Raw genomic sequence first — 24,820 nt, forward strand, 5'->3', positions numbered from 1 at the left:
AAGAGTATCCCCCATTAAGGGTTTACGACGCGAAGCCCTGAATTAGCAGTTTGGCAAAATGCCGCTGTGAATAACGACAACATAATTATCATTTGATACCAGAGGGTATGTCCTATGACTATGAAGAAAACAATTATTGCCAGCAGTATTATTGCCAGTATTTTTGCCGCACCTGCTGCTTTGGCGTTTAAAGAATATCCTGCAGGCGAGCCTATCAAAATTAATGATATGGAAATCGCTGCTGTTTATTTACAACCGATTGATATGGAACCGCGTGGGATGGGTTTACCTGCGGCAAAAGCCGATATCCATCTGGAAGCGGATATTCACGCCACCGAAGGTAATAAGAATGGCTTCGGTGCAGGTGAATGGATGCCGTACCTAACCATCGCTTATACTTTGGTCAATACCGATACTGGCGATAAACAGGAAGGGACATTCATGCCGATGGTTGCCAGTGATGGCCCGCACTACGGCGCAAATATCAAGATGATGGGGGTGGGTAACTATAAAGTCACTTATCACATCAGCGAACCGTCTAAAGCAGGTTTACATCGTCACACTGACAGTGAAACCGGTGTTGGTCGTTGGTGGAAACCTTTCGATGTGAGCTATGACTTTAAATATGTCGGCTTGAATTGATAACCGTGGCCGTGATAACTGATACACAGTGGTCGCGGCATCGTTTTAAAAGTTATTATATTGTTTTAAAAGTTATTATATTGCTTTGGAAAAAACATTGTATTTAGGATCAACGTGTTGTCTTTAAAGCTACGGTGCTATTTTGACGATAACGGTATCGCCTTGACGCGAGATGGTCAGTTTAACCATGGCTATCAATTCCATTTAAATAATCAGTCTATGCTATGCAGTGATAACTGGCAGGTGCTGTGACTTCCTAGCCCAAGGGATGCCAATGAGTTATTTTTTCATATCCGTACTACAAGCCTTTTTACCTGTGGCACTGTTATTGGGGCTGCACTGGGCTATTCGGCCAGCACTGGCATTGAATCGGATAGTGTGGATAACCATACTGATGGCCACCGTTGGCATCTGGGCGGGTAATTATTATCCAAAATCGCAACAGTGGCAGTTGGCATTGGCAGGGATTCAACTCCTCTCACTACTGTTATTTTTATGTAGCCAATTTATACGGCGGGTATCATTAGGCTATTTCTGGCAAGCATTATTGGTCTTTGGTGCGGCATTGAATTGGGGCCATAACCCCAATCTAGGGGCACTCACTAATATCCATGTTATTAATACTGACTTATTACTCAATCTGGCTGCCACCGTGGTGGCATTTGGCTGGGTTATATTCTGCGCAGTATTATTATTGATGATGGTACAGCAGTTGCCACGTTGCCGCGGACCATTGCTGGCAGCACTCACTCTGCTATTGATCTTGCCTATCAGTGGTGATGTCTTCCTGCTGCTTATGAAGTTACAAGTGGTGCCGCTAACCAAATCACTACTTAGCTACGTGGCTCTGGTGACCAACGGGCATGCATGGCTTAACTATATTTGTGCATTATTATTAGCATTCACAGCACTTTACTATCTGTGGCCGTGGAGCCAGTCCCGCCGTGTGGTCAGTCAAACTTCAGAAGCCATTGCCAAACGTAAAGCGCTGGCAGAGTACCGCAATGTCCGGCGAGTTTTGTTTTTATCGTTGCTGGCATTGGTGGTGGTCGCTGCCGCTCAATTTTATTGGGATAAAGTTGCCTCGCAACCCCCTCAGTTATCAGAAGCCTTGCCCGTGACACTGTCGGCTGATGGCTTGGTCCATATCCCGGTTGAGCAAGTCCGGGATGGCAAACTACACCGCTTTGTCTGGATCGCTGATGACGGCAAAGCAGTTCGCTTCTTTATTATCAACCGCTATCCAGACCGGCTGCGCCTTAGTGTAGTCTTCGACGCCTGCCTCTTGTGCGGCGACCAAGGCTATGTCATGGAAGGTAATCAGGTAATTTGTGTTGCTTGCTCGGTACATATCTTCATTCCTTCCATCGGCAAAGCCGGTGGTTGTAACCCGATACCTTTGGAAAATTGGAAGAGTGATGATAACGAGTTAATTATTCCCAGAGCCTCTTTGGCGGCGGGCGTCAATTACTTTACTACGGTGGTCACACTGGATGTCGTTGATCCAGTTGATAAGAGCCATCTGACCAATCAAAAATCTGAGTATAAATACAGCTATGGTGGGAAAACCTATTTCTTCTCCTCCGAAGCGAATTACAACCGTTTCCGCGACCACCCAGAACAGTTTGTCACGCCGGTAGCCGATGAAGGTGATGCCAGCGATGATATACAGGAGAACCCATAATTATGTTATGGCTGATGCTGAAGCAATCGTGGTTTAGAAACGTTCGGCGTAAATCGCTGGCGGTATTTACGGTGTTTCTTGCCGCCGGGCTTATCTCTTCACTGCTGGCTGTGTCGATCGATATTGGCGATAAAATGTCCCGTGAGCTTAAGTCATACGGTGCCAATATATTGATAGAACCTGCCGGTCAAGTTGCACTGCCGTCGCTGTTTGGCGAACGAAGTAATCCACTAGTCGGGCAGGATTTTCTTGACCAAGCTGAACTACCCAATATTAAAGACATCTTTTGGCGCAATAATATTGTCGGTTTTGCCCCGTTACTCAGTGGCGAAGCCGAAGTGAATGGCCATATTATCTCACTGCTGGGTACCTATTTTAATCAACCCGTTGATGTCCCCGATGAAGAGGATTATCACACTGGTCAGCAGATAATTAGCCCATATTGGCAAGTGGTCGGTGATTGGCCACAAGAGCCGGTTAAGGCTGGGGCCACTGAGGTTCAGGCGCTGTTGGGTAAGCAATTAGCGCAGCAAACCGGTTGGAAGGTGGGTGATGTGCTGTCTCTTAAAGGCACATCAGGACCGTTGATGGTGAAGATCAGTGGTGTGTTGAGCAGTGGCGGTGAAGAGGAGGGGCGCTTGGTTCTGCCATTAGTCGCCGTGCAATCTCTGCTCGGATTACCTGGAAAGGTCCAGGCGGTGCGTGTGTCGGCACTGACGGTACCGGAAAATGAGCTATCACGTAAGGCGAGGGATAATCTTGAAGCGCTTAATGCCGAAGAATACGATCTCTGGTATTGCACTGCTTATGTTTCGTCAATTGCCCATCAATTAGAAGAGGCGATATCCGGCTCAGTGGTGCGGCCTATCTGGCAAGTCGCCGCGTCAGAAGGCGTGGTGATTGAGAAAATACAACTGTTGCTGGCGGTAGTCACGTTGGCGGCTTTGATCGCCGCTGCTATGGGCATTGCATCATTGATGACCAGTACCATTATGGAACGGGCAAAAGAGATTGGTTTAATGAAGGCACTGGGCGCTCGTCAGTGGCAAATTTTAATGCTGTTTTATCTTGAAGCCGTCATCAGTGGTCTGATTGGTGGTTTGGCCGGGTGTCTGGCTGGCTGGGGGTTAGCCAAAACCATTGGGCTGATGCTGTTCGGGACACCGCTCAGTTTCGTCTGGATGGTGGTGCCTTGTGTACTGGTGCTATCGGTATTGATAGCTGTGTTTGGCACCTGGTTCCCCGCTCGTCGTATTGCTCGCCTCTACCCGGTGGAGGTGTTATATGGCCGGTAATCATCATAAAGGCAATGATGGCATAAAAGGTAATAATGGCATGTTTTGGCGGTTGGTGCTGCGTGCGCTTCGTTTACGTATGCAACGTGTCAGTGTCGTATTTGCCGCGCTGACCGTTGGCGCGGCGATTGTCACCGCAATGTCGGCAGTCTATTTCGATATTAATGCCAAAATGAGTCAGGAATTACGGACATTCGGCGCTAATTTTTATATTGGCCCAGGCCATGGCAATTCCTTTGCACAACAGACTTTTCAGCCGATCATTGATGCCGCGCCGAAAGGTCTGATTAATGCTTCCAGTCCCTATATCTATGGTATGGCCCGTACCGAACTGGAAAAAGTGGTTTTGATGGGGGTCTGGTTTGAATCCTTGCAACAGTTAGTGCCCTATTGGCAGGTAACCGGCAATTGGATCGGGGTCAGTTTTGATGATCGCAATGCGATGATTGGTGTCAAACTGGCGGAGCGTTTGCATGTCAACGTAGGCGATACCCTAACATTGGTGGGTGAAGGGACCCGCCAACGCTTACAAGTAAAAGGTATTGTTGAAGCGGGTGACGCGACCGATAACATGCTGATCGTCAATCTGGAGCTGGCGCAAAAGTGGCTCAATCAACCCGAGCGGATCAGTAATGCATTACTGAGTGTAAGCAACGATGTTGGGCAGGTAGAAACCTTTGCCAGTCATCTACGTGAACAATATCCAGATCTGGAAATTCGGCCAATTCGCAAAGTATCTGCCTCTGAGGGGCAAGTTCTCGACAAGATCAAAGGGTTGATGGGGTTGGTATCGGTGGTCATCCTTATTCTCTCCTCTTTGTGTGTCAATACCACGTTGATAGCGATAGTCGGTGAACGTTCGAAAGAATTTGCGTTGCAAAAAGCACTGGGCGCCAGTGGGCGTGACATTATCCGCCAAATGTTGACTGAAACGATGATTATTTCGCTGGCCGCTGCGGTCTGTGGTGCCGTGTTAGGGTATTTGCTGGCTCAGGTCTTGGGGCAGGCGGTGTTCAGTGCGGCAATTACATTGCGTGCACCAGTATTGCCACTCACCTTGGTGCTCTCGCTGTTTATTGCCGCTGTGGCGGCGATTGTTCCCACCCGACGGGCTATTCATATTGAACCCGCTAAAGTTCTTAAAGGAGAGTAGCGAATGACCTCGTCAATCACAGGGATGAAACCTAAACATCTGACTGATGCCGTTATTGAAACCCGACATTTGTATAAGCGCTTCGGCCAAGTTACGGCACTGGAAGACATTAATATTCGTATTAACCGTGGTGAGTTTCTGGCTATTATGGGGGCATCAGGCTCGGGAAAAACCACATTAATGAATATCCTGACCTGCCTGGATACCGTAAGTGAGGGCCAAGTATTACTCGACGGGATTGATGCCGCAGGTTTGGATGAAGAAGGCCGCCGGCAATTTAGAGCCGATAAGATAGGGCTGGTTTTCCAGCAATTTCACCTTATTCCTTACCTTACAGCTTTAGAAAATATCATGTTGGCCCAGCATTATCACAGTGTGGTCGATGAAGAGGCCGCCAGACAAGTATTGGAACAGGTGGGTATGACACCACGTATGGGCCATTTACCTAGCCAATTATCCGGTGGCGAACAGCAACGGGTGTGTATTGCGCGTGCGTTGGTGAATCAACCACCGATCATTTTTGCCGATGAACCGACCGGTAACCTAGATGAAGAGAATGAACAGCGAGTATTGGAATTGCTAAACCATATCCATCGTCAAGGTCGAACCATTGTCATGGTAACCCATAACCCAGATTTAGGCCGTGTTGCTGACCGGGTTATCCGGCTGCAACATGGTAAATATCTTGATGAAAAGAGTCGCCATCATGTGGCGTAATTGGGTGAAGATCATTGTATTGTGCAGTTCATTATTGCTGCTCATTGCCTGTAAGCAGGAAAAACTCGCCATTGGTGAAGTGGCACCTACGCTGGCCGCTTACGATTTACAAGGGGGGCCCGTCGCGCTAGAGCAATGGAAGGGCAAACTGGTCTATCTCAATTTCTGGTCAGTAAATTGTGGAGGGTGTTTAGCTGAAATGGCGACATTGAATCAATTGAGCCAGGAATATCAGGATCAGATCGTGGTGGTCGCCATTAACACTGACCCTGATCAAGTGGATATTGCTCCGATATTAGCGCAGCACAATATCAATTACCCGGTCATCCGTGATCAATTGGGCATTACACAGGAACGTTATCAGGTTATAGGCACCCCAACATCGTTTTTGATTGACCGCAATGGCAAGGTCATTGAATGGCACCAGGGGGTACGTAACGAGCAGGAACTGGCCGCTTTATTTAAACAGAAGGTGTCAGAGAAACAATGATAAAAGTATTGCTGTTAGTTGCGAGTATGGGGGTATTCAGCGTAGCCGTGCAAGCTGCTGACGGTGAATATATCTATAAGCAAACATGCTCAAGTTGTCACGGGCGTTCGGCAGATAGGAGAGGCCTTGATAAAGCGCCTCCATTGATTTCATTATCCAGAGATGAAATTGTTGAGGGGTTGACGGCGCGGCGTGATGGCAAGATTATTGGCCGAGGTAATAAGGCCAAAGCTCACCTTAGTAATGATGATATTCAAAAGTTGGCTGACCACATTTTGCGTCTGAAAACCACGAAGCCTAAAACACCTTAATTTACTTCGTTAAGGCACTATTCTCATATTTCGTTAAGGTACTATTCTCACAATATTTGACGCGGTGGAAATTTGAGGCAGGCCATCAACAGCGCATTATCCCTTTATGATTTAGTGACTTCATTTGATAACGTGGATGCGGTACTATATGTTGCATATTAAATGCATCTTTAAGTTATCTAAGGAACATCACTATGGAAAACACCTCTGCACAGCTAGCATCCACACTGCTATGTTATAAGAAACTTCCCGTTTGGAACCGTGCTGGCGTACCGGCAATGTTTCAGGAAAAGCACAATACTAAAGTGGGCACGTGGGCAAAACTGACAATTTTGGCTGGAGAGATGGATTTCTTAATTCTTGATGAAGCCGGTAATACCGTGGAAAAGCACCAGTTCTCCTGCGATCAACAACCACCATTTATCGAGCCACAAGTCTGGCATCGCATCGCTGCCTGCTCAGATGATTTGCAATGTCAGCTCAGTTTCTACTGCCAGCCAGAAGATTTTTACCATAAAAAATATAATTTAACCCCGACCCATTCTGAAGTCATTGACGCGGTAAAAACAGTTAAGCCGGGCAAGGCACTGGACTTGGGGTGTGGCTCTGGACGCAACTCGCTGTATCTGAATCTATTGGGTTTCGATGTTACTGCCGTAGATAAAAATAACGACAGTATTGGTAATTTACAGCAGATCATTGATAAGGAAGTCCTGAAAGGGATTACTGCCAGCAGCTATAATATTAATGAGGCCAGTCTGGATGAGCGTTACGATTTTATTCTATCAACCGTGGTCTTGATGTTCCTGCAACCAGAAAGAATCTCACATATTATCAATAATATGCAGGAGTGTACTTTGCCCGGTGGCTATAATCTGATTATATCCGCAATGTCGACCGATGACTTCCCTTGTACCGTACCTTTCTCTTTCACATTCCAGTCTGGTGAGTTAAAAGATTATTATCAGGATTGGGATATCCTCAAGTACAACGAGGATGTCGGGCAATTGCACAAGACCGATGCACAAGGTAACCGGATAAAACTACGTTTTGCGACTTTATTGGCAAAAAAGCCCTCATGATTGTGTAACCCCGTGTATACATTGCCGACATCAGAACGGTTCTTAAGGGTTATAAATTAACATTTATGCAACTTCACGTAAGGCATGTATAAATAATAGCGGTGTTGCTACATGATATTAAAGAACGAAGGATAAGAACGTGGGTAAAGAAAAAATTGAGCATTTAGAAGCAGTAAGCCACAAAGCCCGCGTAGTCATGGAGCGTGAGGGGATTGATGCGTTGGTGGTGACCGTTTGTGACAATTTCTATTATCTCACGGGTTTTGCCAGCTTCTTTATGTATACCTTCCGGCATACCGGTGCGGCGGTTGCGATCATGTTTCGTGATGCGAACATCCCTTCACAAATCATCATGAATGAGTTTGAGGCTGCCAGTACGCATTTTGATATGCCGAATAGGGTGCTGAAAACGTTCCCTGTGTGGGTTGATGTTGATGACCCACGTAATCCGCATCATCATCATAAAAAACGTGATCGGCCTATTGGCCCACCAGTGGAAGCTGTCTTTAGTTTAGTCAAAACCGCACTTGAAGATGCGGGAGTGCTGGATAAGACGATTGCCATTGAATTACATGCGATGTCAAACGGCGGTAAAGGTGTATTAGATAAAGTTGCACCTGGACTGAAATTAGTCGATTCAACGGCATTGTTCAATGAAATAAGAATGATTAAAAGCCCGTGGGAAATTGAACACCTACGAAAAAGTGCTGAAATCACTGAATATGGTATTGCCAGCGCGGCTAAAAAAATACGGGTAGGGTGTACGGCGGCTGAATTGACCGCTGCATTTAAAGCGGCGGTAATGTCGTTCCCAGAAACGAACTTTTCACGCTTTAATCTGATCTCGGTGGGGGATAATTTCTCACCTAAAATAATCGCAGATACGACACCTGCCAAAATGGGTGATTTGATTAAGTTTGACTGTGGAATTGATGTTGCTGGCTACGGTGCTGATCTGGCAAGAACGGTTGTGCTCGGTGAGCCGGATAAACTGACGCAGCAGATATATGACACCATCAGAACGGGTCATGAGCATATGCTATCAATGGTGGCACCGGGGGTGAAATTAAAAGCGGTTTTTGACTCCACGATGGCGGTGATTAAGAAGTCAGGTTTACCTCATTATAACCGGGGCCATCTTGGGCACGGTGATGGTGTGTTTCTGGGCCTTGAAGAAGCGCCTTTTGTTAGCACACAGGCAACTGAAACGTTTTGTCCCGGTATGGTCTTAAGCCTTGAAACACCTTATTACGGCATTGGGGTTGGCTCAATTATGTTAGAAGACATGATCTTAATTACTGAGAGTGGCTTTGAGTTTTTAAGCAAACTGGATCGTGACTTGCGCCGGTATTCTTAATTTATTCATTGTATCGTAGGCCGGATAGAACAGATTTATCTAATTTTTGCTGAATCTGTTTTCATCGTGCCGCCCTGTCAGGTTTTTAAGGTGGTAATAAAATTATTTATAATAAATAGCGAGTTAAATTACGAAAGTTGTTTAATTAATTATTTCGCTAGATTATTTCTGTGATAATTGAAATTGTAATGATTCAATATATGATTATAACGTCGTTGATAATCTTCCTTGCGGAAGAGTTGCCACTTTTGATTCATAGTAATCGCAGAAATACATAAAAAAAACTAATAATATTTAGTGCGAAAATTGATAAATGTCCCTTGAAATCTGTCCAGTAAACAAATTACGCAGTTCTTCCAACAGAACACTGTATCGCAGCATTTACTTAGTAAAAATATTTACTCTTAATTTTTTGCACATTTAAAGAATATTAACCTAGGAATATTCTTAATCTTGTTTTAATTAACGTCTCTGTTACATTTTCACCTCCATTAATCGCTGCAATAACAATATCCTATAATGACTCGGCAACAATAATCCCTTCCAGCTAACCTATGTGGCGTGGTGTAATACATTCTAAGAACTCCACTTCATCATCATTCCATAATGAAAAATGTATGTTCAGGAAGTCGCTTTCCTTGATCATCAAACAAGTTGCTGGCTTAAGGGTTATATAATGTATAACGCATTTACAACACTGCTGCGCCCGTTGCACTGGCACAGAATGACTTTATTAACGCTATTTATTTCTGGCTTTGCCGTTAATCCTGCTATGGCGGATACGCAGTATGACTCATTAATCATTCGTGCCAGAACCGGTGATACTGCGCCGGTGTTGGACTATTTACAGAAAGGATCTAAAACGGGTCCACTGCAGAGTGGGCAGGTTGATGACTGGCTGCAAATTGCAGGTTGGGCAGGGCGCGACCAAGAAGTGATTGATGTTTATGAACGATATCAATCCTCCATGAATATCTCGTCCAGAGGTTTGGCTTCTGCCGCTCGAGCTTACCGCAACGAAAAGCGTTGGGATCAGGCTTTGGCCTTGTGGCAAAGCAGCTTAAAGAAAGACCCCACCAATCCTGATCTTATCAGCGGTATGATCATGACTCAGGCTGATGCCGGACGCGGTGGTGTTGTTTTAAAACAGGCAACAGAATTAGCCGAGCGTGATCCCTCAGTACAAAATTACATGACGTTGTCTTATTTAAACCGGGCAACCGAGCGTAATTATGATGCTTTGCAAGCCTCCAGCGAAGCGGTGCGATTGGCACCAACGTCTGATGAAGTACTCAAAAATCATCTCGAAATCTTACAGAGAAATCGTATTGTTGAGCCAGCGTTACGGCTTGCTAAAGAGAACCCAAATTTGGTTTCTGCTGAGTATTACCGGCAGCTTGAGCGCGATGCTGCCGCTGAACAAGTTCGGATGGCGGTGCTACCAACACGCAGTGAAACTGAGCGTTTTGACATAGCGGATAAGGCGTTAGCGGATTATCAGAATTTATTGACCCGTTGGGGTAAAGATCCAGAGGCACAGGCTGACTACCAACGCGCACGCATTGACCGATTAGGGGCGTTATTGGTCCGTCATCAGACGGTCGATCTGATCAACGAGTATGAAGCGATGGAAGCTGAGGGCTATAAAATGCCTGACTATGCTCGCCGTTGGGCGGCTTCTGCCTATATTGACCGAAGGTTGCCGGAAAAAGCAGCGCCTATCCTCTCCAGCCTCTATTATTCAGACGGTAAAACCTTCCGTAACAGCGACGATTTGCTTGATGCCGATGATCTTTACTATTCACTGAATGAAAGCGAACAACTTGATAAAGCCTACCAATTTGCGGTCAATTATAGCGAGCAAACGCCGTATCAGGTTGGGGTTTATGGCCTGCCGGGCAAAGAACCGAATGATGATTGGATTGAAGGCCAAACGCTATTGGTTCAATCATTGGTGGCATTGAATGATCTGCCCACCGCACAAAAAAAATTGGAAGATTTATCCAGCACCGCACCCGCTAATCAGAATTTAAGGATCGCATTAGCCAGTATTTATCTGGCCCGGGATTTACCGCGTAAAGCGGAGCAAGAATTGAAGGCCGTGGAATCATTAGCACCACGCAGCCTTATTCTGGAACGTGCGCAGGCTGAAACTGCGATGGCGCTACAAGAATGGCATCAGATGGCGTTACTGACTGATGATGTGATTAGCCGTTCCCCAGAAGATATCCCCTCTCAAGAATTAGATCGCCAACGTAAAGTCCATAACATGTATGAACTACGGGTGAGTGGTAACCGCGTTATCTCCTCCAACAGCCCGGTGAGCGGCAATAAAGATTATGGGGTCGAAACGCTCCTTTACAGCCCACCTATTGCAGAGAATTGGCGCGTATTTGGTGGCGGCAGTTATAACAATGGGCAGTTTGAAGAGGGGACGGGGATTAGCCGGATTTTGCGCTTAGGTGGTGAATGGACCTCCCGTGACCATTGGGTTGAAGGGGAAATTTCCAATCAGAATTATGGCAATGGCAATAAAGTCGGGGCCCGTTTATCAACCTGGTACGACCTTAATGACCACTGGCGTGTAGGGGGGCAGGTTGAACGTTTAGCTAAAGACACGCCACTACGGGCACTGAAGAATAATGTGACAGCTAATAGTGCTTCTGCTTACGTTTTCTGGAAAGCAGATGATAAACGTGATGCTGAACTTAGCGTGACGCCGTCGCGTTTTTCTGACGGTAACAACCGTTGGGAATATGAATTTAACGGGCGTCAGCGTATCTGGACTGGGCCTTACCTAACGGCAGATTTTAATCTGGGGTTGGCAGCCAGCCAAAACAGTAAAGAAGATGTGATTTACTACAACCCGAAACGTGATTTTGCTTACGTTCCGGCAGTGACTCTCAATCACATTATGTACCGGCGGTACAAAACCATCTGGAGCCAGCAAGTCCAACTGGGTGTGGGAGGGTACTGGGAGAAAAATTACGGTAATGGCTTGGTGACCACGGCGGGCTATGGCCAACGTGTTCAATGGAATGATGTTATCGATACCGGTGTTGCTGTGGTTTATGACAAGCGTCCTTACGATGGTAAACGTGAGCACGATGTTACGCTTTCTTTCGATTTAAATTATCGTTTTTAAGGGAATTGGACCATGGCGAAGCTATTAATTTTTATCAAATCGCTCATTGTTGGGATGATGATCGTGTCCACGATGGGGTGTGCGGAGAAGCCAACGTTCGTTCCGCCTGCACAACGTGCATTGCCGCAAAGTGAAAGACCGTGGCAAAAGAATACATTTGTTGTGATTGCTTATCATGACGTTGAAGACGATTCAGCCGATCAACGCTATCTGTCGGTAAGAAGTAGCGCATTAAATGAGCAGTTTGTGTGGTTGCGTGATAACGGTTACCACGTGGTTTCTGTTGATCAAATTTTGGCAGCCCGTAATGGTGGCCCTACATTGCCGGATAAGGCGGTGCTCCTCACCTTTGACGATGGTTACAGCAGTTTTTATCGGCGCGTTTATCCCTTACTGAAAGCATACAAATGGAGTGCCGTATTAGCGCCAGTGGGCACTTGGATTGATACCGCCACAGATAAAAAAGTGGATTTTGGTGGCTTAAGTACTGACCGGGATCGTTTTGCCACCTGGAAGCAGATTGCTGAAATGTCTAAATCAGGGTTGGTTGAAATCGGGGCGCATACTTACGCTTCTCACTATGGTGTGATTGCTAACCCACAGGGTAATACCGAACCGGCTGCTGCCAACCTAAAATATGATCCAAAAACAAAGCAGTATGAAACTGTCGAAGCTTTTAAGCAGCGGATGGAGAAAGACGTTACGTTGATCACTCAGCGTATTGTCCAGACAACAGGGAAACAACCACGGGTTTGGGTTTGGCCATACGGTGCGCCGAATGGCACGGTACTCAATATTTTACGCCAACATGGTTATCAACTCGCCATGACCCTGGATCCTGGTGTGGCTAATATTAATGACCTGATGAATATACCGCGTATTTTAATCAGTAATAATCCTTCACTGAAGGACTTTGCCCTCACGGTCACCAGCGTGCAGGAAAAAGATATCATGCGGGTGGCTCATGTTGATTTGGATTATCTCTACGATCCAGACCCGGCTCAGGAAAAAGAGAATCTCGATAAGTTGGTTCAGCGGATTTCTGACCTACGTGTCACTCATGTTTTCCTGCAAGCATTTTCTGATCCGAAAGGTGACGGCAACATTCGTCAAGTTTACTTCCCTAACCGTTGGATCCCGATGCGTCAGGATTTGTTTAACCGGGTGGTATGGCAACTGGCTTCACGGCCTGATGTTGAAGTCTATGCCTGGATGCCGGTATTGGCGTTTGATATGGACCCGTCTTTACCACGGATCACGCGCATTGACCCTAAAACCGGTAAAACGAGTATCGACCCAGATCAATATCGCCGCCTGTCACCTTTTAACCCTGAAGTAAGACAGCGCATCATTGATATCTATCGGGATATGGCCTACAGCGCGCCGATTGACGGAATTATCTATCACGATGATGCGGTGATGTCTGATTTTGAAGATGCTTCTCCCGATGCTATCCGGTCCTATGAAAAAGCGGGCTTCCCCGGTTCGATTACCACGATACGTCAAGATCCAGAGATGATGCAGCGGTGGACTCGTTATAAGAGTAAGTATCTGATTGATTTTACTAATGAGTTGACCCGCGAAGTCCGTGATATCCGTGGCCCACAGGTAAAATCGGCGCGTAATATTTTCGCTATGCCTATTTTAGAACCAGAAAGCGAAGCATGGTTTGCACAGAATCTTGATGATTTCCTCGCTAACTATGATTGGGTCGCGCCAATGGCCATGCCGTTAATGGAGAAAGTGCCGTTATCTGAATCTAATGAATGGTTAGCGCAGCTAGTCAATAAAGTTGCGCAACGCCCCGGTGCTTTGGAGAAAACTGTGTTTGAACTGCAATCTAAGGACTGGACCCAACCGGAGGGCAATAACGCCATCAGCGGCCCGATATTGGCGGGATGGATGCGTCAGTTGCAGTTAAATGGCGCGCAAAATTTTGGTTACTACCCGGATAACTTTATCACTGGCGAACCACCGCTAAAAGATGTCCGCCCTGTGCTATCTTCTGCCTGGTACCCTTTATATGATCGATAGAATTATTGCTTTACTCATCCTATGTCTGGTGCTGAGTATCCCTGCGGGAATGATTTTGCTCTTTACCGGCGATGTACTGTTGAACTTTGTTTTCTTCTATCCACTTTTTATGTCCGGTATTTGGATAACCGGGGGTATCTATTTCTGGTTACGCCGGGAGAGGCACTGGCCGTGGGGCGATGATGTCCCCGCACCAGAGCTGAAAGGTCATCCGCTCGTGTCTATCTTAGTCCCTTGTTTCAATGAGGGGTTGAATGCACGGGAAACCATTCACGCAGCACTGGCACAGACCTACACCAATATTGAAGTTATTGCTATTAACGATGGCTCCAGTGACGATACCGCACAAGTCCTAGATGCGCTGCTTGCTGAAGATCCACGCTTGCGCGTCATTCATCTGGCTCATAATCAGGGTAAAGCGATTGCCCTGCGTATGGGGGCCGCCGCCGCCCGCAGTGAATATCTGGTCTGTATCGATGGTGATGCCTTGTTGGACAAGAATGCGGTGCCTTATCTGGTCGCGCCACTGATTGCGAATCCGCGTACTGGCGCGGTGACCGGTAACCCACGTATTCGTACCCGTTCGACATTGATTGGCCGTGTTCAGGTCGGGGAGTTCTCTTCGATCATTGGCTTGATTAAGCGGACACAGCGAGTCTATGGTCAAGTGTTTACCGTCTCTGGTGTGGTCGCCGCTTTCCGCCGTAGAGCACTGGCGGATGTTGGCTACTGGAGTCCGGATATGATCACGGAAGATATTGATATTAGTTGGAAACTACAGATAAAACACTGGTCTGTCTTTTTCGAACCCCGTGGATTGTGCTGGATTTTGATGCCTGAAACCCTACGCGGTCTGTGGAAACAACGTCTACGTTGGGCGCAAGGCGGTGCGGAAGTATTTTTGAAGAATATGTTCAAACTTTGGCGTTGGCGTAACCGCCGGATGTGGTTGCTGTTCCTGGAATATTCGTTGTCGATCACTTGGGCATTCACTTACCTATTTAGCATCATTTTATACTTATTGGGGCTGGTTATCACTCTACCTCCGGGTATTCATGTTCAAAGTGTCTTTCCGCCAGCCTTTACCGGGATGGTATTGGCGCTGACATGTCTATTGCAATTTGCTATTAGTCTGGTGATCGAACGCCGCTATGAACCTAAATTGGGTCATTCCCTGTTTTGGATTATCTGGTATCCCATGGTTTATTGGATGCTTAACTTGTTTACCACGGTGGTGTCATTCCCGAAAGTGATGCTCAACACCAAGCGTAAGCGTGCGCGTTGGATAAGCCCTGATCGCGGCATTGGGAGGGTAAAACCATGAGTACACCCCTGATTTTTACGGAACAGCGTCTACTACCGCGCTGGATTGACATTATCATTACGGTATTAGCCTGGTTTGGTTTTATCTTCCTGCTGGTGCGAGGCTTTTTGGAAATGATTAGCAGAGCGCCACATATGGGGCCGATACCGTTGAGAATTTATATTCTAAGCGGTTTGACGACGATTGCATTATATGTGGCGATAGCGGCATTTAATGCCGTCGTACTGATTATCTGGGCCAAATACAATCAGGCCCGTTTTCAGGTTGAACGCCGTGGTCACCGACCCGGTCTGGATGATGACGAACTGGCAAGCAGCATGGCGCTTTCACCTGAGTTGATCGCTCAACTCAAAGGCGGCTCGTGTCTCACGTTATACAATGATGAGTACGGGCATTTATTGGACGTGAAAGAGGGGCTACAGTTGCCAGAGGTTGCTACAGTGATCCATTTACGCCAGGGGTAAGGCGCACCACCCTATTATGAATCCGTAAAAGTTCTGGATACTTGAGTGAGTATTATCAGGTATTCAGGACGTATTTTGTTTAATGCTATAGCCAGCTTATGGCGTCATCAGCAAACCTATTAATTATTTGAAAACACATTCAATTACAATTACCTAAAAATAGACTCTATTACCTAAAATCTCCCCATCAATCCCCCAAATTTTTGGCGTATTCACTCCGTCAGTGGGGTTATTATTGCGCTTTGATATTTATGTTTGGATACGCAGCTTATTATGACGTATTGGGTTAGATGAATAGGGGGCCGCTTTGGGAAGGGAAGTGACCAACGTGTGCTGTTGTTTATAATAACATCATATATATTGCTATGCTTTTTGCAGCGTTACTGTTATTTCTCAATAATGGATATGACTTTGCAGATGACATAAAACGGGAGCATAGCGTGAAACAAAACCCATTTGGACAAACTATTGGTGCGGAATTACCGCATTGGTACTCTGCCCAGTACCCTCAGCGGGAGATGATACCCGGCCATTTTTGTTCTCTGGAGCCTGTGAACGCTGATAAGCACGAAGCGTCACTGTATCAGGCTTACCACGCAGTGAGTGACGGGCAGGACTGGACATATTTTTATTGTGAACGTCCTGAGAATAAAGATGATTTCCATCACTATCTGCAAACATTGATCCATGCAAAAGATGCCGTTCATTATACGGCGGTTGATTCTCAGTTAGGCCATGCATTGGGTACCGTTGGTTTACAACGCATTGATGAAAAGAACGGCGTGATTGAAATTGGCTCGGTTAATTGGTCACCCCGTTTAAAACGTAACACTGCGGGGACTGAAGCGATATATCTGCTATTACACTATGCATTCGATAAATTAGGTTATCGTCGTTGTGAGTGGAAATGTGATTCCTTAAATGAGTCATCAAATTCAGCAGCCGCACGTTTTGGTTTTCAGTACGAAGGGCAATTTCGGCAGGCTCTCGTCACTAAAGGACGTAATAGAGACACTAACTGGTATGGCATTATCGATAAAGACTGGCCATTAATTAAACAGGCATTTAAGGACTGGCTGATGGCCGAAAACTTTGATAGCCAAGGTAAGCAAAAAGTGCGTTTACAAGATCTAAGAGGCCGCCACTCATGATCTGTAATATCATTAACAGCCAATGCTATTTATTTGTTTTTTAATAGATTAAAAATATTTCGCCTTTGCAGATGAAACCAAGAAAAAAAGTAAGGGCGAAATCATTATAGTTTTTCGTGCAAGGAGACGGTGGGGGGTGTTAATAGCGGAGCATCATGTTAAAAATGAATGAGTGTGAAAAACGAGCAAGTGAGGTTATTATTTTTTTACATTCAAAAATCGCGAAATTGGCCAGTGTCATTATACTGTAATCATCTGGCGGTATTTTTCACACGGTGCAAAGTTTAGGCTGGTATACCTTAAATAATTCGAATTGTAGGAAGACGGCCACAAAGTGAACTCTTCGGCGCTGACATAAGCAAGTGACCGGGGTGAACGAAGAGAGCCAATGCAGATGCAATTTGGGGTATAGCGGATAGAGTTATCACTGCGGGGATCGCTAATGGTAGAGTCCATGATTGGGCTGTCAAAACAAAATCAAAGATTGATTCAAGCGACTCGTTGTTACGAGGCCTTCCTCTCCGACACCCAATTTCCTACAGTACGTTTATTATCTCCTTTTGATATTTTGTGGTTGTTCTCTGCGTTAATGGCGCGTAATACTCCCCTTGCGATACTGTTTTCATCCAAGCCCTTATTCGGCTTTGGTGTTTATTGCTATGCGCATTTTTCATTGGCTATTATTGGCTGCAAAGGAAGCCAAAACCTCATCCGTATGTGAAACATAATCGCACCAGCAATGGCTGCTGCGGTAGGTGAAACAAACAGTAAGGTGCCACTATGGGAAGACAGAAAGCAGTGATCAAAGCTCGTCGTGAAGCGAAACGCGTGATTAGACGTGATTCACGTAGTCATCGCCAACGTGAGGAAGAAAGCGTGACATCGTTAGTGCAAATGGGCGGTGTTGAATCCATAGGTATGGCGCGGGATAGCCGTGATACCTCGGTTATTCAGGCGCGAACGGAAGCTCAAGGTCATTACTTATCAGCCATAGAAAGTAAACAGCTCATCTTCGCCACCGGTGAAGCTGGGTGCGGTAAAACCTATATCAGTGCTGCAAAAGCAGCAGAAGCTTTAATTCATAAAGAAGTTGATCGAATCATCGTCACGCGACCTGTGCTACAGGCAGATGAAGACCTGGGTTTTCTGCCTGGTGATATCTCTGAGAAATTCGCGCCTTACTTCCGCCCGGTGTATGACATCTTACTGCGTCGCCTGGGCTCGTCATTTATGCAATATTGCTTGCGACCTGAAATCGGTAAAGTGGAGATTGCGCCTTTTGCCTATATGCGCGGGCGTACCTTTGAAAATGCGGTGGTGATCCTCGACGAGGCACAAAATGTAACCGCCAGCCAAATGAAGATGTTTCTGACCCGTCTCGGTGAAAATGTCACGGTCATCGTTAATGGCGATATAACCCAATGTGATCTGCCTGGAGGCGTGAAATCGGGCCTCAGCGATGCACTGGAGCGTTTTACTGAGGATGAGATGGTTGGCATCATCCGTTTTGATAAACAGGACTGTGTCCGTTCTGTACTCTGTCAGCGAACATTAAATGCTTATTCATAGCGTATAGGTTATAAGTCAACTAGCCTATGAATCAGGATCTAACAAAAAAGGGCAAGTGTTAACAGCGCTTGCCCTTTGCTTTGTTATTCAGATGGTTGCTACAGCATGATGGTCATCATATAAGCGGCAAAAAGCGCCAGATGGGCGGTGCCGTTGAGAACATTGGTTCTGCCGGTAGAGAACGAAATTTTCGACAAAATCAGTACGCTAACCATCACCACAATATGTGGCGCTTCAAGTCCGAAATTCAGTTCCTGACCCGTTAACACGGCGATCAGTGTAACGGCTGGAACGGTCAGGGAAATAGTCGCCAGTACTGAGCCAAAGAACAGATTCATGGCACGCTGTACCTGATTTGCCAGTACCGCTTTCAAGGCGCCCAAGCCTTCTGGAGACAGGATAAGCAGGGCTATCAGGAAACCAGTAAATTTCGCAGGGGCATTTAATTCAGTTAATAGTGCTTCCAGCGGGTTGGCATCAAATTTAGTCACGGCGATCACGGCGATCAAATGTATCAATAACCAGACTGTATGCCACAGGCTGCTGTGAGAAGAGGGTTTACCGTGGTGAGGATCATCGCCTTCATCTTCATGTTCATATACAAACAAGCTTTGGTGTGTTTTAGTTTGAATTATTAGGAATACACCGTACATTGCTGCTGAAATTGCTGCGACGACTAATGATTGTGCCACGGTAAAATTGCCGCCGGGCAGGGTGCTGGGTAAAACCAACACAATCATCGCCAGCGGGAAGATAGCCATCAGATATTGTTTGATACCCACAAGATTAACGTGTTGGGTTGCAAATTTACGCCCACCCAGCAGCAATGAAACCCCAACCAAACCGCCGATAACAATCATAATGATAGAGTAGAGAGTATCGCGCATCAGTGCTGGTGCCGCATCGCCCGTTGCCATCATAGCCGAGATTAGGCTGACCTCGAGTACCACCACCGACAAACTCAGAATCAACGACCCATAGGGTTCACCCAAGCGGTGTGCCAGCACGTCAGCATGACGCACGACACTGAAAGCACTGCTCAGAATACCAACCAATGCAATCAAGTTAATTATAATAATGGCAGCGAAATTGCTGGTATTACCCCAGATGTTAAGAATAATTAGCGCAAGAATTGGTAGAATAAGGGAGTATTCTTGGTGGCGGGATTTAGATCGGCCAGGATCATGTTGCGACTTCATGTTGAGAAGGCTCCTAAAAAGCTTTACTGTATTAAACGGGCATTAGACCAGTTTAACGATAAATAAGTGCCATATTGCAGGCTAAGTAGTCATAAGAGTAACAAATAACAGGAAATTGTCGCAGCAAATTTACAAGATTTTAACTGAAAAAATAAGCAGAGGGAGGGGGCGAATGGACATAATGCAGGGATGTACATTGATTTAATAAGGATTAGTTTATTCTCTCTATCTATCAATATAGCCCATGGCTTCATGGTATGTGTGATGATAATCCTCTCCATCAAGATCTTTTCACCAGTAGGCGGGCAAGCGCATACCGTTGCAGGAATTCCTCCCTTTTTTACGGCATAAGTAACAGCGTCACTGCATGATACTTTTATCTTCACTCGCCAGTGTGACCATTCACGTGTTGTATTTAAGTGACGCGTCTTATTGACATAACGTGCCGTATAGAAATTAGTGGTTTTGGCGTGCTTCAATATAGATTATCAGTCAAGGTCATTATTATCGGGGGTGAATTGCACTCGAACCTCAGTACCGCCTCCCTCTTTCTGACTGATTTTACAGTGCCCATGTAAACTGTTGGCGCGATCTTGCATGATCATCAGACCGTAATGATTTGGCTGTTTACTGGCTTGCTCTATCCCACAACCATTATCGGTTATGAACATCACCACATCACCTTGTTCTAAGTTGACGTTAACCGTGGCTTCGCTGGCATGGGCGTGCTTATAGATATTATTCAGCGCCTCACGGGCAATATTTACCATATGAATTGCTTGATGGTTTGGCACCTGATCTGGAGGTAATTGATATTTGAAGGTAATCGATAGACCAGCTCTTTCGCTGAACTCATTTACCAGAGCTTGTAACGCTGCCTCCAAAGTGGCTTCATTTAGTTTCAGACGGAATGTGGTCAGTAATTCACGTAATTGACGGTAGGCGATGTTGAGTTCATCACGCATTTGTTTTATCAATAGTTTGCTGTTTTCCGGTAAGTCCGGAGTTTGCATTTGCAAACAGCTGATCTGTATCTTCAGGCAGGAAAGGGACTGAGCGATTGAGTCATGCAGTTCCCGCGCAATGGCGGAACGCTCCTCCATTAACAGTAATTGTTGCTGATGTCTGGCCTGGCTCTCTAACGCCAGTGTGCTGGTCAGTTGCTCAACCAACATATCGACCAGTTGCTGTTGGTCAGAATTGAGTGGTTTATCGGGGGGTTGCTTTACCAGTAATAAACCATATTGGCCAAGTTTATCGCTTAAACTCCAACTCAGTGATTGCCATAACTCAGGGTGGCTGATGGAGCAGACAGGGCCGCTGATCGTTAATGACGCTGAGCGGTTTTTAGGCATTAGATATTCTGCATCCGCATTGTGATTGACATGGTCACGATACAGATAGTTTTCATACAAACAAATTTGTACATTTTCTAGTGTGGTCAACGTTTGCAACTGTGCAATGACGGGGGCTAAACGCTCACTTAATGGCTGATGAGTATGCAGTTGGCGGCTACTGTGATAAAGGAACGCCAGAACCTTATTTTTCTGTTGTAGATCCGCGGTTTTATTTGCGACTCGCTGCTCAAGATCGCCGTAGATCAATGACAACTCTTGCGACATTCTATTCAATGCCGTCCCCAGCATCCCCATCTCGTCACGCTGATAGTCCAGCGTATAGCGTTGGCTAAAATCACCTCGGCCAATAGCATTCGCCATTGAGATTAACTTCAGCCAAGGGCGCAGTAACCGGCGGCGCAGATAATAGATCGTTGCCAACAAGAGGCTGAGTGTCAGGAGGCTGAATACCAGCGGGATCAGGGTAACCTGTAAGAGCCGTTGTTCCGTTTTATGGTCAATGGCTAATACCAAAGCATCAAGTTGGCGAACAAAATCCGCCACACTGGCCGCCACCTCATCAGGGTGTTTGGCTTGTTGTAACTGAGGCTTCAGCGTGTCTTGCCAGTAACGCTCAGTTTGCTGATATTGGTCAATTAACCCTTCCCGCAGTAGCGCTTGTTGCAGGTCGTGACTGGTTTTGTCTTGCTCTAATGCCACCAGATAAGATAGCTCCTCGTTATCTAGCGGGATCATTGAAAGTAACCTGTAGCTCTGCATACGCAATGAGCCTGCTTGGTTGATGGCATGGGCATTGCCCTGAATGCTTTGTGCCATCCATGATGAGATAACCATACCCGCCAGCCCTAGCATGCCCAGCAGTATCATCAACAAAGCAATCTGATTAACCAATGGGATCAGATAACGTTTCATCGTGTGGGGGGATTCCTTTGACCAATAAGCGCCGTTACCTTACCGTTTTTAGCGCCGAAGTGTTAGCGCTAATGGGATTTCATACCGGCGGCCGTCATCATCATGCGAAACAGTATGGAAACGGCCAATAGTGTCAGCACGCTGCCACACCAGATAACGATCAGCCAACCCATTTTTTTCCACCAAGGGGATGTTGCTCGCGATGCTTGTTCCATCATCACCGTTAATTTAACCGATGCTTTTCCACATAATGTTTTTTCGCGCATTGATATTCCAACATACTATTATTTGAGAAGCGGGCAGGTCTGGCGAACCCGTCCGTATGGACCGTTCACTACTCAGTGATAGCCTTGCTCATGATTGATCTTCCCCCGGAATACGTAATAGCTCCAAAAGGTGTAGCCCAAGATTATGGGGATAATAAAGAGTGCGCCGACCAACATGAACCCCAGACTTTGCGCAGGCGCGGCGGCTTGCCATAGTGTTACCGCGGGTGGAATGAGATAAGGCCAAACACTGATCCCTAACCCGCTGTAGCCGAGGAAGACCAATAATAGGGTGAGCAAGAAGGGGGCATAATGACCCCCCTGTCTAACGGAATGCAATAACGCCCAACTTGCAATTAACACCAAGAGCGGAACCGGCAGGAACCAGAACAAATTCGGCAATGTGAACCAGCGTGCCGCAATCTGTGGGTGTGACAGCGGTGTCCACAGGCTGATGATGGCAATAATGAGCAATATCAATAACGTCAGGGGCGTTGCCAATTTATGCATCACCTGCTGCAGGTGGCCTTCAGTTTTCATGATAAGCCAGGTACAGCCGAGTAATGCGTAAGCGATGACTAAGCCGACACCACAAAATAGCGCAAAGGGGGTAAACCAGTCGAACGGCCCACCACTGTAACTGCGGCCAGTGACAGGGAACCCATGAATAAAGGCTCCTACTACCATTCCTTGAGTAAATGTGGCAACCAATGAGCCACCAATAAAAGCCTTGTCCCAGATAGGCTGTTGTTCGAGGGGGGCTTTAAAGCGAAACTCAAATGCAACACCACGGAATATCAAGGCCAGTAACATCAGTGTCAGCGGGATAGCCAACGCATCCAGAATAACGGCATAAGCCAGCGGAAAAGCACCGAGTAGCGCGGCTCCCCCCAGAACCAGCCAGGTCTCATTGCCATCCCACACGGGAGCCACGCTGTTCATCATTAAATCCCGGTCACGGCTATTTTTAACCAGCGGAAACAAGATGCCGATACCTAAATCAAAGCCATCCATGACCACATACATCATGGTGCTAAAAACGATAATGACAAACCAAATCAAGGGCAGATCGATTCCCATAATTAACTCCTGCTTATTTGATTTTCGTCAGTGCCAAATGGTTCACTGACCGCAGACAGTGGCCGTGACGGGGTATTCGTTTGACCGGGTCCTCCTCTACCTTGTTGAGTCCCTATATGAGCTGTGGGGCCTTTACGGATCAGGCGCATCATATAGGCGTAGCCCACGCCAAATACTGAGCTGTACACCACAATAAAGACCAACAGGCTGATGCTCATATGCATTTCGCCATGAGAGGACACTGCGTCGCTTGTTCGTTGTAGACCATAGACAATCCACGGCTGGCGACCGACTTCTGTGGTAAACCAGCCTGCCAAAATGGCAATCAAGCCCGATGGACCCATCCATAAGACGAAATACAGGAATGGGCGCGATTGATATAAACCATCGCGCCAGCGCAGCCAAAGACTCCAACCCCCCGCCAGAATCATTAACATGCCCAATCCGACCATAATGCGGAATGACCAGAATACGATGGTGGCATTGGGGCGATCTTCTGGGGGAAAAGATTTCAGCGCCGGGATCTGTTTATCCAGACTATGGGTCAGAATCAGGCTACCTAAGTAAGGTATCTTCAGTGCGAAATGAGTTTTCTCCTGCTGCATATCCGGCCAGCCAAACAGGATCAGAGGCGTAGGTTCGCCGGGCGTATTTTCCCAATGCCCCTCAATAGCGGCAATTTTTGCCGGTTGGTATTCCAGTGTATTCAACCCGTGAGCATCACCGATAACAGCCTGAAGAGGTGCGACAATCAATGCCATCCACATGGCCATCGATAACATTTTCCGCATGGCGGGGATATCCCGTTTATGCAGTAAATGCCAGGCGGCTGAGGCACCGACAAAAAAGGCCGACGCCAGGAACGCGGCGGTGGACATATGTAACAACCGGTAGGGGAATGATGGATTAAAGATCACTTTCAGCCAATCTACCGGGAGCACTTGCCCGTTAATGATTTCAAAGCCTTGTGGTGTCTGCATCCAGCTATTGGAGGCGAGGATCCAAAAGGTAGACATCAAGGTACCCAGCGCCACCATGCAAGTGGCAAAAAAATGCAGGCCGGGACCCACGCGATCCCAGCCAAACAGCATGACGCCCAAGAAACCCGCTTCGAGGAAGAACGCCGTCAGGACTTCATATGTCAGCAGTGGCCCGGTGATACTGCCTGCGAATTCGGAGAAAAAGCTCCAGTTCGTTCCAAACTGATAAGCCATCACCAGACCGGAGACCACGCCCATACCAAAGTTGACGGCAAATATTTTTGACCAGAAATGGTACAGATCCCGATAATCCTCATTTTTGGTTTTTAACCATAACCCCTCCAATACGGCGAGAAAACTGGCTAATCCGATAGTGATCGCGGGGAAGATAATATGGAACGAAATAGTGAAAGCGAATTGGATTCGAGCCAATTCGAGAGCGGTTAAGCCAAACATAGCGACCTCGCTACAAACATGCTACTGCCTCATCAATCGATAAAATAAATCACGCTGAGATGGGCCATCCGGCAGATGGATGTGCATCGGGTGGCGATTATTTCAGGGGAAAACTTGGCAGCTAGTTAACCATAAGCTAAAGTGACTATAA

General features: G+C 46.6%; 21 protein-coding genes. 16 read left to right on the plus strand and 5 right to left on the minus strand.

Annotated elements, in window-relative coordinates:
• Positions 1-114: 114 nt before the first annotated feature.
• The 16 genes from AC971_RS12460 to phoH all read left to right on the plus strand — a co-directional run bounded on the left by AC971_RS12460 (position 115) and on the right by phoH (position 18,418).
• Positions 115-642: an iron transporter gene (locus AC971_RS12460; RefSeq protein ID WP_025383684.1), complete on the plus strand. Its 528-nt coding sequence runs from the start codon at positions 115-117 to the stop codon at positions 640-642.
• Positions 643-916: 274 nt separating this feature from the next.
• On the plus strand, positions 917-2,326 hold the full coding sequence (locus AC971_RS12465) for a Fe-S-containing protein (RefSeq protein WP_025383685.1): 1,410 nt from the start codon (positions 917-919) through the stop codon (positions 2,324-2,326).
• Positions 2,327-2,328: 2 nt separating this feature from the next.
• Complete coding sequence (locus tag AC971_RS12470; protein WP_025383686.1) at positions 2,329-3,621, plus strand: ABC transporter permease; 1,293 nt, start codon at positions 2,329-2,331, stop codon at positions 3,619-3,621.
• A 40-nt stretch (positions 3,622-3,661) separates the two neighbouring features.
• Positions 3,662-4,774: an ABC transporter permease gene (locus AC971_RS12475; protein ID WP_038402676.1), complete on the plus strand. Its 1,113-nt coding sequence runs from the start codon at positions 3,662-3,664 to the stop codon at positions 4,772-4,774.
• Positions 4,775-4,777: 3 nt separating this feature from the next.
• Complete coding sequence (locus AC971_RS12480; RefSeq protein ID WP_038402229.1) at positions 4,778-5,491, plus strand: ABC transporter ATP-binding protein; 714 nt, start codon at positions 4,778-4,780, stop codon at positions 5,489-5,491.
• A complete protein-coding gene (locus AC971_RS12485) occupies positions 5,481-5,981 on the plus strand; it encodes a TlpA family protein disulfide reductase (protein ID WP_025383689.1) in 501 nt (166 codons plus the stop codon). Before AC971_RS12480 ends, AC971_RS12485 begins: the two co-directional genes overlap by 11 nt.
• The gene (locus AC971_RS12490; RefSeq protein WP_038402677.1) at positions 5,981-6,292 is read left to right on the plus strand and encodes a c-type cytochrome; all 312 of its coding nucleotides are present in this window, start codon (positions 5,981-5,983) and stop codon (positions 6,290-6,292) included. Before AC971_RS12485 ends, AC971_RS12490 begins: the two co-directional genes overlap by 1 nt.
• A 194-nt stretch (positions 6,293-6,486) precedes the next feature.
• Positions 6,487-7,374, plus strand: a complete 888-nt coding sequence (gene tehB, locus AC971_RS12495) for an SAM-dependent methyltransferase TehB (RefSeq protein ID WP_025383691.1) — start codon at positions 6,487-6,489, stop codon at positions 7,372-7,374.
• A gap of 139 nt (positions 7,375-7,513) precedes the next feature.
• A complete protein-coding gene (locus AC971_RS12500; RefSeq protein ID WP_025383692.1) occupies positions 7,514-8,731 on the plus strand; it encodes a M24 family metallopeptidase in 1,218 nt (405 codons plus the stop codon).
• Between the two features lie 676 nt (positions 8,732-9,407).
• Positions 9,408-11,876, plus strand: coding sequence for a poly-beta-1,6 N-acetyl-D-glucosamine export porin PgaA (pgaA, locus tag AC971_RS12505; RefSeq protein WP_025383693.1), 2,469 nt, complete (start codon positions 9,408-9,410; stop codon positions 11,874-11,876).
• Between the two features lie 12 nt (positions 11,877-11,888).
• Positions 11,889-13,910, plus strand: coding sequence for a poly-beta-1,6-N-acetyl-D-glucosamine N-deacetylase PgaB (gene pgaB, locus AC971_RS12510; protein ID WP_025383694.1), 2,022 nt, complete (start codon positions 11,889-11,891; stop codon positions 13,908-13,910).
• Positions 13,900-15,234 (plus strand): poly-beta-1,6-N-acetyl-D-glucosamine synthase, encoded by a 1,335-nt coding sequence (gene pgaC / locus AC971_RS12515; protein ID WP_025383695.1) that lies wholly within the window; start codon positions 13,900-13,902, stop codon positions 15,232-15,234. Before pgaB ends, pgaC begins: the two co-directional genes overlap by 11 nt.
• On the plus strand, positions 15,231-15,698 hold the full coding sequence (pgaD, locus tag AC971_RS12520; protein WP_025383696.1) for a poly-beta-1,6-N-acetyl-D-glucosamine biosynthesis protein PgaD: 468 nt from the start codon (positions 15,231-15,233) through the stop codon (positions 15,696-15,698). The genes pgaC and pgaD overlap by 4 nt, the downstream gene beginning before the upstream one ends.
• A gap of 551 nt (positions 15,699-16,249) precedes the next feature.
• The gene (locus tag AC971_RS12525; RefSeq protein WP_025383697.1) at positions 16,250-16,849 is read left to right on the plus strand and encodes a GNAT family N-acetyltransferase; all 600 of its coding nucleotides are present in this window, start codon (positions 16,250-16,252) and stop codon (positions 16,847-16,849) included.
• 442 nt (positions 16,850-17,291) lie between these two features.
• Positions 17,292-17,570, plus strand: a complete 279-nt coding sequence (locus tag AC971_RS12530) for a hypothetical protein (protein WP_025383698.1) — start codon at positions 17,292-17,294, stop codon at positions 17,568-17,570.
• 59 nt (positions 17,571-17,629) lie between these two features.
• Entirely contained in the window at positions 17,630-18,418 is a 789-nt protein-coding gene (phoH, locus tag AC971_RS12535; protein ID WP_025383699.1) for a phosphate starvation-inducible protein PhoH, read from the plus strand.
• A 98-nt stretch (positions 18,419-18,516) separates the two neighbouring features.
• Here the strand turns inward: phoH and chaA are convergent, their stop codons facing one another.
• The 5 genes from chaA to AC971_RS12560 form a co-directional block, all read right to left on the minus strand.
• The gene (gene chaA / locus AC971_RS12540) at positions 18,517-19,617 is read right to left on the minus strand and encodes a sodium-potassium/proton antiporter ChaA (RefSeq protein ID WP_025383700.1); all 1,101 of its coding nucleotides are present in this window, start codon (positions 19,615-19,617) and stop codon (positions 18,517-18,519) included.
• Positions 19,618-20,105: 488 nt separating this feature from the next.
• Positions 20,106-21,887 (minus strand): nitrate/nitrite two-component system sensor histidine kinase NarX, encoded by a 1,782-nt coding sequence (gene narX / locus AC971_RS12545; protein WP_025383701.1) that lies wholly within the window; start codon positions 21,885-21,887, stop codon positions 20,106-20,108.
• Positions 21,888-21,955: 68 nt separating this feature from the next.
• Positions 21,956-22,105 carry a DUF2474 domain-containing protein gene (locus AC971_RS12550; protein WP_071825557.1) on the minus strand — a complete coding sequence of 50 codons (150 nt, stop codon included), beginning with the start codon at positions 22,103-22,105 and terminating at the stop codon, positions 21,956-21,958.
• Positions 22,106-22,225: 120 nt separating this feature from the next.
• Positions 22,226-23,233 carry a cytochrome d ubiquinol oxidase subunit II gene (gene cydB / locus AC971_RS12555; protein WP_025383702.1) on the minus strand — a complete coding sequence of 336 codons (1,008 nt, stop codon included), beginning with the start codon at positions 23,231-23,233 and terminating at the stop codon, positions 22,226-22,228.
• Between the two features lie 2 nt (positions 23,234-23,235).
• Complete coding sequence (locus AC971_RS12560) at positions 23,236-24,669, minus strand: cytochrome ubiquinol oxidase subunit I (RefSeq protein ID WP_025383703.1); 1,434 nt, start codon at positions 24,667-24,669, stop codon at positions 23,236-23,238.
• Positions 24,670-24,820: the final 151 nt, after the last annotated feature.

The organism is Yersinia similis, assembly GCF_001053095.1.
Taxonomy (GTDB): domain Bacteria; phylum Pseudomonadota; class Gammaproteobacteria; order Enterobacterales; family Enterobacteriaceae; genus Yersinia; species Yersinia similis.

What these genes read in the sequence shown, in the direction of transcription:
- AC971_RS12460 (WP_025383684.1), top strand. Translation starts at nt 115, where the DNA reads ATGACTATGAAGAAAACAATTATTGCCAGCAGTATTATTGCCAGTATT.
- AC971_RS12465 (WP_025383685.1), top strand. Translation starts at nt 917, where the DNA reads ATGAGTTATTTTTTCATATCCGTACTACAAGCCTTTTTACCTGTGGCA.
- AC971_RS12470 (WP_025383686.1), top strand. Translation starts at nt 2,329, where the DNA reads ATGTTATGGCTGATGCTGAAGCAATCGTGGTTTAGAAACGTTCGGCGT.
- AC971_RS12475 (WP_038402676.1), top strand. Translation starts at nt 3,662, where the DNA reads ATGTTTTGGCGGTTGGTGCTGCGTGCGCTTCGTTTACGTATGCAACGT.
- AC971_RS12480 (WP_038402229.1), top strand. Translation starts at nt 4,778, where the DNA reads ATGACCTCGTCAATCACAGGGATGAAACCTAAACATCTGACTGATGCC.
- AC971_RS12485 (WP_025383689.1), top strand. Translation starts at nt 5,481, where the DNA reads ATGTGGCGTAATTGGGTGAAGATCATTGTATTGTGCAGTTCATTATTG.
- tehB (WP_025383691.1), top strand. Translation starts at nt 6,487, where the DNA reads ATGGAAAACACCTCTGCACAGCTAGCATCCACACTGCTATGTTATAAG.
- pgaA (WP_025383693.1), top strand. Translation starts at nt 9,408, where the DNA reads ATGTATAACGCATTTACAACACTGCTGCGCCCGTTGCACTGGCACAGA.
- pgaB (WP_025383694.1), top strand. Translation starts at nt 11,889, where the DNA reads ATGGCGAAGCTATTAATTTTTATCAAATCGCTCATTGTTGGGATGATG.
- pgaC (WP_025383695.1), top strand. Translation starts at nt 13,900, where the DNA reads ATGATCGATAGAATTATTGCTTTACTCATCCTATGTCTGGTGCTGAGT.
- pgaD (WP_025383696.1), top strand. Translation starts at nt 15,231, where the DNA reads ATGAGTACACCCCTGATTTTTACGGAACAGCGTCTACTACCGCGCTGG.
- AC971_RS12530 (WP_025383698.1), top strand. Translation starts at nt 17,292, where the DNA reads ATGGTAGAGTCCATGATTGGGCTGTCAAAACAAAATCAAAGATTGATT.
- phoH (WP_025383699.1), top strand. Translation starts at nt 17,630, where the DNA reads ATGGGAAGACAGAAAGCAGTGATCAAAGCTCGTCGTGAAGCGAAACGC.
- chaA (WP_025383700.1), bottom strand. Translation starts at nt 19,617, where the DNA reads ATGAAGTCGCAACATGATCCTGGCCGATCTAAATCCCGCCACCAAGAA.
- narX (WP_025383701.1), bottom strand. Translation starts at nt 21,887, where the DNA reads ATGAAACGTTATCTGATCCCATTGGTTAATCAGATTGCTTTGTTGATG.
- AC971_RS12550 (WP_071825557.1), bottom strand. Translation starts at nt 22,105, where the DNA reads ATGATGGAACAAGCATCGCGAGCAACATCCCCTTGGTGGAAAAAAATG.
- cydB (WP_025383702.1), bottom strand. Translation starts at nt 23,233, where the DNA reads ATGGGAATCGATCTGCCCTTGATTTGGTTTGTCATTATCGTTTTTAGC.
- AC971_RS12560 (WP_025383703.1), bottom strand. Translation starts at nt 24,669, where the DNA reads ATGTTTGGCTTAACCGCTCTCGAATTGGCTCGAATCCAATTCGCTTTC.